The sequence below is a fragment of the Streptomyces sparsus genome (genome assembly GCF_054776295.1).
On record NZ_BAAHCA010000096.1, the window covers coordinates 1 to 9,878 of the forward strand.

The window sequence follows — 9,878 nt, forward strand, 5'->3', positions numbered from 1 at the left end:
CCGGACGGCCGCGGGCCCGGCGAGCGGCGCACACGAAGCGAGGGTCCCCGAACCGGACGGCTCGGGGACCCTCGCGTCATGCGCTCACGGGCAGCCGCCCGCCCTGGTCAGCCGCCGAACTCCTGGAGGCCGCGCAGCGCCTGGTCCAGCAGCGCCTGCCGCCCGGCCAGCTCCTTCTCCAGCTTCTCGGCCTTCGCGGTGTTGCCGGCCTGCCGGGCCTGGTCGGCCTGACCGCGCAGCTTGTCCACGGCGTCCTGCAACTGCCCGGTGAGACCGGCGGCCCGCGCCCGCGCCTCGGGGTTGGTGCGCCGCCACTCGGCCTCCTCGGCCTCCTGGAGCGCACGCTCGACGGCCTGCATGCGGCCCTCGATCTTGGGCCGCGCGTCCCGGGGCACGTGACCGATCGCGTCCCAGCGCTCGTTCACCGACCGGAACGCCGCCCGGGCCGCCTTGAGGTCGGTGACGGGCAGCAACCGCTCCGCCTCCTCCGCCAGCTGCTCCTTGGCGCCGAGGTTCTCCTGCTGCTCCGCGTCGCGCTCGGCGAACACCTCACCGCGGGCCTGGAAGAAGACGTCCTGAGCGCCGCGGAAACGCTGCCAGAGGCTGTCCTCGTGCTCCCGCTGGGCCCGGCCGGCCGCCTTCCACTCCTGCATGAGGTCCCGGTACTTCGCCGCGGTCGGCCCCCAGTCGCGGGACCCGGACAGCGCCTCGGCTTCGGCGACGAGCTTCTCCTTGCGCTGCCTGGCCTCCTCGCGCTGCGCGTCGAGCGCGGCGAAGTGGGCCTTGCGGCGCTTGGAGAACGCCGAGCGGGCGTGCGAGAAGCGGTGCCACAGCTCGTCGTCGGTCTTGCGGTCCAGCCGGGGCAGGCCCTTCCAGGTGTCGACGAGGGCGCGCAGCCGCTCCCCGGCCGCCCGCCACTGCTCGCTGGCGGCCAGCTCCTCGGCCTCGGCGACCAGCGCGACCTTGGCGCTCTTGGCCTCCTCGGACTGCTTGGCCTTGGCCACCCTGCGTTCCTCGCGGCGGGTCTCCACCGTCTCGGCCAGCCTGTCCAGCCGCTCGCCGAGAGCCTGGAGGTCACCGACCGCGTGGTGGGCGTCCACCTGCTCCCGCAGGTGCCCGATCGCCGTCGTGGCGTCCTTCGCCGACAGGTCCGTCGTGCGCACCCGGCGCTCCAGGAGGCCGATCTCCACGACCAGGCCCTCGTACTTGCGCTCGAAGTAGGCAAGCGCCTCGTCGGGCGAACCGGCCTGCCAGGAGCCGGCGACCTTCTCACCGTCGGCGGTACGCACGTACACGGTGCCGGTCTCATCGACACGGCCCCACGGGTCGCTGCTCACAGCGCCTCCTCCACATGACACCGGCGGGGCGTCCCGCCCCGGGTGTCGTCCACAGTTGTCGTCCGGCAGTCAGTTCCTCGCGGGTGCCGGTCGCCCGGCCGGAGCGGGCTGCTGTGCACACCGCCAACATAGGCGACCGGTGGCCGGGCTGTCCGCATCCCGCGCGAGGAGATGTCCCGGCCCAACAGCCCCGCGACCGCGGTGTGCCGGGCATCCGCGACCGGCCCCGGGGGCCGGTGTGTCGGGGTCAGTCCTCGGTGACCTCCGCCTTGTTGATCACCACGGTCGCGTTCGGCACCGTGGCCTGGATCTGCGGGTCCTGCGTCGAGCCGGCCGCCGCGATCTTCGCCAGCACGTCCATGCCCTCGGTGATCCTGCCGAAGGGCGTGTAGTCGGGAGGCAGCGGGCTGTCCTCGTAGACCAGGAAGAACTGGCTGCCGCCGGTGTCGCGGCCCTTGTCCTCCTGCGCGTTGTAGGTGTTCGCCATGGCCACCGTGCCCGCCGGGTAGGTGCCGCCCCCGACCGCCTCGGCGTCGAGGTTCTCGTCCGGGATGGTGTAGCCGGGGCCGCCCTGCCCGGTGCCGGTCGGGTCACCGCACTGCAGGACGTGGATGCCCTCGTCGACCAGCCGGTGGCACCTGGTGTGGTCGAAGTAGCCCTCACCGGCAAGGAACCGGAACGAGTTGACGGTGCGCGGCGCCTTCTCCGCGTCGAGCTCGATGCCGATGTCACCGCAGGTGGTGGCGAGCCGCATGGTGTACGACGCCGAGGCGTCGATCGCCATCTTCGGCTCCTTCTTCCACTGCTTGCCGTTCGGCTCGCCCTTCGCCGGCTTCCCGCACGGGTCGGGAGCGGCGCTCGGCGACGGCTCGGCGTTGTCCACCGTCGCGTTGCCGCTGCCGCTCAGGCCGATCGCGGCGTACGCGGCGCCACCGGCGAGCGCCAGGACCAGGCCGCCGGCGATCACCACGTTGCGGATGCGGGTCCTGGGCCGGGCCGTCGCCCGCCGCTGCTGCTGGCGCAGTTGCTTCTGCCGCGCGAGCTGCTTGCGCCGCTGCTCACTCGTCACCACGAGACTTCTCCTTAGGAGCCGTGCCTTCAAGGCCTCATCCTGCGCTTCGGTCGGTGCCGCCGGTGCCACAAGGGCAGGGGAGCGGACACCGCCCGTAGAACTGGCGTGCCACCTGCCGGCTGCCCCGTACCGTATACGGGTTCGCGACGCGCACGCCGCCGCCGGTAGGCTCGGCACCGCGGGGGGCACCGCCCGCCGCAGCCCGCTGCCGGACTGACTGAAGGACGATCGTGCTCATTGCCGGGTTCCCCGCCGGGGCCTGGGGGACCAATTGTTATCTGGTCGCCCCCGCCGCCGGTGAGGAGTGCGTGATCATCGACCCCGGCCACGAGGCCGCCGCCGGCGTCGAGGAGGCCGTCGCCAAGCACCGGCTGAAGCCGGTCGCGGTGATCCTCACCCACGGCCATCTGGACCACGTCGCCTCGGTGGTGCCGGTCTGCGGCGCCCACGACGTGCCCGCCTGGATCCACCCCGACGACCGCTACATGATGAGCGACCCGGAGAAGGCGCTCGGCCGTGCGATCGGCCAGTCGCTCATGGGCGAACTGACCGTCGGCGAGCCGGACGACCTGCGTGAGCTCACCGACGGCTCCCGCCTGGAACTCGCCGGCCTGGAGCTGACCGTCGCGCACGCCCCCGGCCATACCGAGGGGTCGGTGACCTTCGGGATGCCCGAGCAGGCCGACGTTCCGCCGGTCCTCTTCTCGGGTGACCTGCTGTTCGCCGGCTCCATCGGCCGCACCGACCTGCCCGGCGGCGACCACGACGAGATCCTCCGCTCGCTGGCACGGGTGTGCCTGCCGCTGGACGACTCCACCGTCGTGCTCTCCGGGCACGGCGCCCAGACGACGATCGGCCGGGAGCGCGCCACCAACCCGTTCCTGCGGGAGGTGGCCGCCGGCCGCGGTCCCGACGGCCTGTCGGCACCACGACGAGGAATGTGACGACACCACCCCGATGAGCACCTTCTCCGCCCCCAAGGGCACGTACGACCTGATCCCGCCGGACTCGGCGGACTTCCTCGCGGTGCGCGAGGCCATCTCGGCGCCGCTGCGGCGTGCCGGCTACGGATACGTCGAGACACCGGGTTTCGAGCAGGTGGAGCTGTTCGCCCGCGGTGTGGGCGCCTCCACCGACATCGTGACCAAGGAGATGTACACCCTCACCACCAAGGGCGGCGACGAACTGGCGCTGCGCCCGGAGGGCACCGCCTCGGTGCTGCGGGCCGCGCTCCAGGCGAACCTGCACCGCGGCGCGCTGCCGGTGAAGCTGTGGTACTCCGGTTCCTACTACCGCTACGAGCGTCCGCAGGCCGGCCGCTACCGGCACTTCTCCCAGGTCGGTGCCGAAGCGCTCGGCGCCGAGGACCCGGCGCTGGACGCCGAGTTGATCATCCTTGCCGCCGACGCCTACCGCAGCCTGGGCCTGCGCCACTTCCGGCTGCTGCTCAACTCGCTCGGCGACGCCGAGTGCCGGCCCGCCTACCGGGCGGCCCTCCAGGACTTCCTGCGCGGCCTCGACCTGGACGAGGACACCAGGGCGCGCATCGACATCAACCCGCTGCGCGTGCTCGACGACAAGCGGGAGAGCGTGCAGGCCCAGCTCGTGGACGCGCCCCTGATGCGGGACCACCTCTGCGAGGGCTGCAAGAGCTACCACGAGCAGGTCCGCGAGCTGCTGATCGCCGCCGACGTGCCGTTCGAGGACGACGCCCGGCTGGTCCGCGGCCTCGACTACTACACCAGGACGACCTTCGAGTTCGTGCACGACGGCCTCGGCGCCCAGTCCGCGGTCGGCGGCGGCGGACGCTACGACGGCCTGTCCGAGATGATCGGCGGCCCGCCGCTGCCCTCGGTCGGCTGGGCGCTGGGCGTGGACCGCACGGTGCTGGCGCTGCGCGCCGAGGGCGTGCAACCGGACGTGCCGTCCCGGACGGACGTGTTCGCGGTGCCGATCGGCGAGGAGGCCCGCCGGGCGCTGTTCGCCGTGGTGACGGAACTCCGCCGGCACGGGGTGGCGGCGGACTTCGCCTTCGGCGGCAAGGGCATGAAGAACGCCATGAAGTCCGCCAACCGCTCCGGGGCCCGGTTCGCCCTGGTCGCGGGGGAGCGGGACCTCACCGAGGGTGTGGTGCAGGTGAAGGACCTGGTCAGCGGCGAGCAGACCGCGGTGCCGCTGGAGCAGGCAGCGGAGCAGGTGCGGGCGAAACTCAACTGACCGCCGGATCGTTGAGGCAGAATGCGGGATGACGCCGCACCGCCACTTCCCGGACGACGAGGACACCAGACGCCATGACGACCACGGCTCACAGTGACACCGCAGGCACCGACAGGGACGGTCCGGTGCCCGGAGGCACCGTGGGCGCCGGGCGGCTCTTCTCCTGGGTCCTCGTCGTCAGTGGCTTCGCCGGTCTGCTCGCGGCCTGGGTGATCACCTACGACAAGTTCCGGCTGCTGGAGGCCAAGGTCGAGGGGACGGCCTACGAGCCCGGGTGCAGCTTCAACCCGGTCGTGGCGTGCGGCAACATCATGGAGAGCGACCAGGCGGAGGCGTTCGGCTTCCCCAACCCGATGCTGGGACTGGCCTCCTACGCGGTGGTCGTCGCCATCGGGGTCGCCTCCCTGGCCGGGGCCCGGTTCCGGCGCTGGTTCTGGCTGGGGCTGCTGGGCGGCACCACGTTCGGTGTGGCTTTCTGCACCTGGCTGACGTACCAGTCGCTCTACAACATCGGCGCCCTGTGCCTGTGGTGCAGCCTGGCCTGGGTCGGCACGATCTTCATGTTCTGGTACACGGTCGCCCACACCCTCGAGCACCGGCTGCTGCCGGCCCCGGAGGGCCTGCGCCGGGTGGTGCTGGAGTTCCGCTGGCTGTTCGCGACGATGCACGTCGCCGTCATCGGCATGCTGGTCCTCACCCGCTGGTGGGACTTCTGGACCAGCTGACCGGGGGCTGCCCTGCCGGTGCCGTGACCGCACCCGTCTAGGGTTGCCCCTGTGGAACCCGACCTGTTCACCGCCGCAGCCGAGGAACGCCAGGCGCAGGACCCGTCCGCCAGCCCGCTGGCGGTGCGGATGCGTCCGCGCAGCCTGGACGACGTCGTGGGCCAGCAGCACCTGCTGAGCCCCGGTTCCCCGCTGCGGCGGCTGGTCGGGGGGAGCGGCGGCGGGCCCGCGGGCCCGTCCTCGGTGATCCTGTGGGGCCCGCCGGGCATCGGCAAGACCACGCTCGCCTACGTGGTCAGCCAGGCGACGGAGAAGCGCTTCGTGGAGCTGTCGGCGATCACCGCGGGCGTCAAGGAGGTCCGGGCCGTCATCGAGGGCGCCCGGCGCTCCTCGGGGGCCTACGGCAAGGACACCGTGCTCTTCCTCGACGAGATCCACCGCTTCAGCAAGGCGCAGCAGGACTCCCTGCTGCCGGCGGTGGAGAACCGCTGGGTGACGCTGGTCGCCGCCACCACCGAGAACCCCTACTTCTCGATCATCTCCCCGCTGCTGTCCCGCTCCCTGCTGCTGACGCTGGAGCCGCTCACCGACGAGGACCTGCGCGGGCTGATCCGCCGGGCGGTCGCCGACGAGCGCGGGCTGGCCGGGTCGGTCGTCCTGGAGTCCGACGCCGAGGAGCACCTGCTGCGCATCGCCGGCGGCGACGCCCGCCGGGCGTTGACGGCGCTGGAGGCGGGGGCCGGCGCGGCCCTGTCGAAGGGTGAGAGCACGCTGACGCTGCGGACGCTGGAGCAGACCGTCGACCGGGCGGCGGTGAAGTACGACCGGGACGGCGACCAGCACTACGACGTCACCAGCGCGCTGATCAAGTCCATCCGCGGGTCGGACGTGGACGCGGCGCTGCACTACCTGGCCCGCATGATCGAGGCGGGGGAGGACCCGCGCTTCATCGCCCGCCGGCTGATGATCTCCGCCAGCGAGGACGTCGGTCTCGCCGACCCGTCCGCGCTCCAGACCGCCGTCGCCGCCGCCCAGGCGGTGGCCCTGATCGGCTTTCCCGAGGCGCGGATCCTGCTCGGCCAGGTCACCGTGGCGCTGGCGCTGGCCCCGAAGTCGAACGCCGCCTACCTCGCCGTCGACGCGGCGCTCGCCGACGTCCGGGCCGGCCTGACCGGCCCGGTGCCGGGGCACCTGCGGGACAGCCACTACCGCGGCGCGCAGAAGCTGGGCCACGGCGAGGGCTACCAGTACCCGCACGACCTGCCCGGTGGCATCGCCGCGCAGCAGTACGCACCCGACAACGTCCACGGCAAGCGGTACTACCGGCCCACCCGGTACGGAGCCGAGGCCCGCTACGCCGACGTCGCCGACCGGGTGCGGGCCCGGCTGCGCGGCGAGCAGCCGGAGGAGCGCTGAGGCCCGCCGGTGCTCAGCCCTCCGCGGGCCCGGACGCTCAGCCCTCCGCGGCCTGGAGCAGCCGGTGCATGGCCCGTCGCAGCTCGCTGACGTCGCCGACGGGGTCGGGGAACTCGAAGCGGACGTCGAAGCCGTCGTCCGGTCCGCAGAACCGCACCCGCAGGCCGTGCCGGTCGAGGGCGAGCGGCACGGCCGTCCGGCCCGCGGCCGACGTGTTCTCGCCGAGGTCGAGCAGGCTGCTGAGGCCGTGCACCTGCTCGGCGTGGGCCGCCGCCAGGTGCTGGAGCAGTTCGGCCTCGTGCCCGGCGAGCGGATCGGGACGTGCCTCGGCCAGTTCCTCGGGCTCGACCGCGGCGGCTCCCCACAGGTCGTCCACCTCCGCGCCGGAGACCTCCAGCCTCAGCACGGCCCAGCCGGGGCTGTGGGCGGGCGGCGCCTCCGGGTTGCGCTCGGCGAGCAGACGGGCGGCGCGTACCCGTGCCTCGCCGCGGACGGGCGTGAGCCAGCCGGTGATCCTGGCCCGGCCGCGGATGCGGTGCGGCACCGAGACGGGGGCGACGTCGGTGATCTCCATCACGGCGGCCAGGTCGGCGTCCCTGGCGTGGGTGGCGGCACGCACGACCGGCGAGTCGACCACGACCTGCAGGAACACGTCTCCGCCGATGTCCACCGCGCGGGCCCGCGGCCCGGCGAAGCCCGGCTCGGCGACCTCGATTCCCGGAATCGCCAGGGTTGCCGATAGGCTGGACTCCGCGAGGGTGCGCACACGCTCGGCGGCCATGGGCTGCCGAGGGCTTTCTTCCACGGGACGCGGCTGACCCGTTCCGGCATCGGCCTCGGTGCTGGGCAGGGGGATCCCCGGTCGAAGCATGCGTTTCTCCTCCGCTAAGGTAAGCCTAACCTAACCTACATGGAGGTCCGTTCCACGTGAACCAGTCGCGTCCCAAGGTCAAGAAGTCGCGTGCACTCGGCATCGCGCTGACCCCGAAGGCCGTCAAGTACTTCGAGCAGCGCCCCTACCCGCCGGGTGAGCACGGCCGGGGCCGCAAGCAGAACAGTGACTACAAGGTCCGTCTGCTGGAGAAGCAGCGTCTGCGCGCGCAGTACGACATCAGCGAGCGCCAGATGGCCCGTGCTTACGACCGCGCTCGGAAGGTCGACGGCAAGACGGGCGAAGCCCTGATCATCGAGCTTGAGCGCCGTCTGGACGCGCTCGTCCTTCGTTCGGGCATCGCCCGTACGATCTACCAGGCCCGTCAGATGGTCGTGCACGGCCACATCGAGGTCAACGGTCGCAAGGTCGACAAGCCGTCGTTCCGGGTCAGCCCCGACGACGTGGTGATGGTCCGCGAGCGCAGCCGCAGCAAGCACCCCTTCCAGGTCGCCCGCGAGGGTGGCTACGCGCTCGACGGTGAGACCCCGCGCTACCTCGAGATCAACCTCCAGGCGCTGGCGTTCCGGCTCGACCGGGACCCCAACCGCAAGGAGATCCCGGTGATCTGCGACGAGCAGCTCGTCGTCGAGTACTACGCCCGCTGAGGCAGAGCACTCCCCGCGCGCGCTGACGCGAGCGCTTCCAGGCTCCCCCGTTTCCCCGCTGGTTCACCGCGGGGAGGCGGGGGAGTCCTGCATGAGGCCGCCGTGCCCGCCGGAGGCACCGGGCTCGTCCTGACCGCTGCCGCCGGCCGCGACCGGCACGGCGGGGCACGTCCCGGGCGTGACGCGGCGCATGACGGCCGGCAGGTCGAGCCGTTCACCCTCCCCCCCCGGCACCGCTCGTACGCCGCGCTCCCCAGGGCGGCCCGGGCCTGCTCCTCGCACCGCAGGTGCGGCACGTGGAAGTACCGGGAGCCGAACAGCTGCGGCCCGACCGAGGTCCACAACCGGCCGGCGGCCCCCTGGAGCACGGCGGCCTCACCCGGGTCGCCCAGCGTCGCCGTGACCAGCGCGTACAGCTCCAGGCCGAGAGCGGCGCCCAGCAGGTCGCCGAACGCGTGGTTGACGGCGAGGCACTCGGTCAGCAGCTCCGCCGCCCGGTGCGGACGGCCGTCCGCACAGGCCGCCCAGGCCAGCACGTACAGCGCGTAGGCGAGCGTCCAGCGCTCCCCGTACTGGCCGCACACCTCCACCACGTCCTCGCAGAGCTCCACGGCCCGCGCCATGTCCCCCTGGTGCGCCACCGCCATGGCCAGTTCCACCTGGCCCATCAGGACGTTGCTGTTCAGCTCGCCGACCTCGCGGTACTGGTCCAGCGCCTCCTCGAACAGGCGCTCGGCCCGCGGCATGTCGTCCGACAGCAGCGCCATGCAGCCCGTGCGGTGCCCGGCGTAGGCCGCCGCCAGCCGGTTGCCGGTCAGTTCGGCGCCCTCCCGGCACTCCAGCAGCGCCGCCACCGCGCCGACGGTGTCGCCCTGCAGCACGGCCGCGTATCCCGTCACCCACAGCGCCTTCAGACGGGCGCCGGGGTGCGTGGACGACACCTCCAGCGCCCGGTCCAGCCAGTGCCTGCCCTCGGCGAGCCGGCCGCAGCCCACCCAGTAGAACCACAGCGCCGCGGCGAGGTGCTGGCCCAGGTGTGCCTCCTCCTCACTGCCGAGGCTGTAGTCCAGTGCGGCTCGCAGGTTCGGCAGCTCGCTGTCGATCTGCGTCTTGATCTCCAACTGGCGGGGGCCGAACCAGTCCAGTTCGCACCAGGTGGCCAGCCCCAGGTACCAGTCGCGGTGACGCCGGCGCATCCGGTCGGTGTCCCCGAGCGCCTCCAGCCAGTCGGCGCCGTACTCGCGGACCGTGTCGAGCAGCCGGTAGCGCACCTCGTCGGCCGGCTGCTCGCGGACCACCACGGACTGCGCCACCAGCTCGGCCAGCAGCTCGAACACCTCGTCCTCGGGCAGGCCCGGTCCGGAGCACACGTACTCGGCGGCCTCCAGGTCGAAGTGGCCGGAGAAGACGGACAGCCGGGCCCACAGCAGCCGCTCCTGCGGCGTGCACAGCTCGTGGCTCCAGCCGATGGCCGTGCGCAGCGTCCGGTGCCGCGGCAGCACGCCGCGACCGGAGCCGGTGAGCACCGCGAAGCGGTCGTCGAGCCGGCGCAGCAGCTGCGCGGCGGACAGG

The 9,878-nt window shown here is 72.8% G+C and carries 9 protein-coding genes; 5 read left to right on the plus strand and 4 right to left on the minus strand.

Features of this window, described 5'->3' with window-relative positions; translation table 11 throughout:
- Window positions 1-107: 107 nt before the first annotated feature.
- Window positions 108-1,337, minus strand: coding sequence for a DUF349 domain-containing protein (locus tag ACYVE9_RS08110; RefSeq protein WP_461027056.1), 1,230 nt, complete (start codon window positions 1,335-1,337; stop codon window positions 108-110).
- A gap of 247 nt (window positions 1,338-1,584) precedes the next feature.
- Window positions 1,585-2,409 (minus strand): peptidylprolyl isomerase, encoded by an 825-nt coding sequence (locus ACYVE9_RS08115; protein WP_461027057.1) that lies wholly within the window; start codon window positions 2,407-2,409, stop codon window positions 1,585-1,587.
- Window positions 2,410-2,639: 230 nt separating this feature from the next.
- On the opposite strand from ACYVE9_RS08115, the gene ACYVE9_RS08120 reads away from it, so the two are divergent.
- From ACYVE9_RS08120 to ACYVE9_RS08135, 4 genes are all read left to right on the plus strand, one after another.
- On the plus strand, window positions 2,640-3,353 hold the full coding sequence (locus ACYVE9_RS08120) for an MBL fold metallo-hydrolase (RefSeq protein ID WP_461027058.1): 714 nt from the start codon (window positions 2,640-2,642) through the stop codon (window positions 3,351-3,353).
- 13 nt (window positions 3,354-3,366) lie between these two features.
- A complete protein-coding gene (hisS, locus tag ACYVE9_RS08125) occupies window positions 3,367-4,626 on the plus strand; it encodes a histidine--tRNA ligase (RefSeq protein ID WP_461027059.1) in 1,260 nt (419 codons plus the stop codon).
- Window positions 4,627-4,700: 74 nt separating this feature from the next.
- A complete protein-coding gene (locus ACYVE9_RS08130; protein WP_461027060.1) occupies window positions 4,701-5,351 on the plus strand; it encodes a vitamin K epoxide reductase family protein in 651 nt (216 codons plus the stop codon).
- A 51-nt stretch (window positions 5,352-5,402) separates the two neighbouring features.
- A complete protein-coding gene (locus ACYVE9_RS08135; RefSeq protein ID WP_461027061.1) occupies window positions 5,403-6,767 on the plus strand; it encodes a replication-associated recombination protein A in 1,365 nt (454 codons plus the stop codon).
- A 37-nt stretch (window positions 6,768-6,804) separates the two neighbouring features.
- Here ACYVE9_RS08135 and ACYVE9_RS08140 read toward each other — a convergent pair whose 3' ends face one another.
- Complete coding sequence (locus tag ACYVE9_RS08140; protein WP_461027062.1) at window positions 6,805-7,548, minus strand: DUF2470 domain-containing protein; 744 nt, start codon at window positions 7,546-7,548, stop codon at window positions 6,805-6,807.
- A gap of 146 nt (window positions 7,549-7,694) precedes the next feature.
- Between ACYVE9_RS08140 and rpsD the strand changes: the two genes are divergently transcribed.
- Window positions 7,695-8,306, plus strand: coding sequence for a 30S ribosomal protein S4 (gene rpsD, locus ACYVE9_RS08145; RefSeq protein WP_461027063.1), 612 nt, complete (start codon window positions 7,695-7,697; stop codon window positions 8,304-8,306).
- Here the strand turns inward: rpsD and ACYVE9_RS08150 are convergent.
- Window positions 8,294-9,878: ATP-binding protein (locus ACYVE9_RS08150; RefSeq protein ID WP_461027064.1), on the minus strand; the 1,585-nt coding region annotated here is incomplete at its 5' end. The genes rpsD and ACYVE9_RS08150 overlap by 13 nt on opposite strands.

What these genes read in the sequence shown, in the direction of transcription:
- hisS (WP_461027059.1), top strand. Translation starts at nt 3,367, where the DNA reads ATGAGCACCTTCTCCGCCCCCAAGGGCACGTACGACCTGATCCCGCCG.
- ACYVE9_RS08130 (WP_461027060.1), top strand. Translation starts at nt 4,701, where the DNA reads ATGACGACCACGGCTCACAGTGACACCGCAGGCACCGACAGGGACGGT.
- ACYVE9_RS08140 (WP_461027062.1), bottom strand. Translation starts at nt 7,548, where the DNA reads ATGGCCGCCGAGCGTGTGCGCACCCTCGCGGAGTCCAGCCTATCGGCA.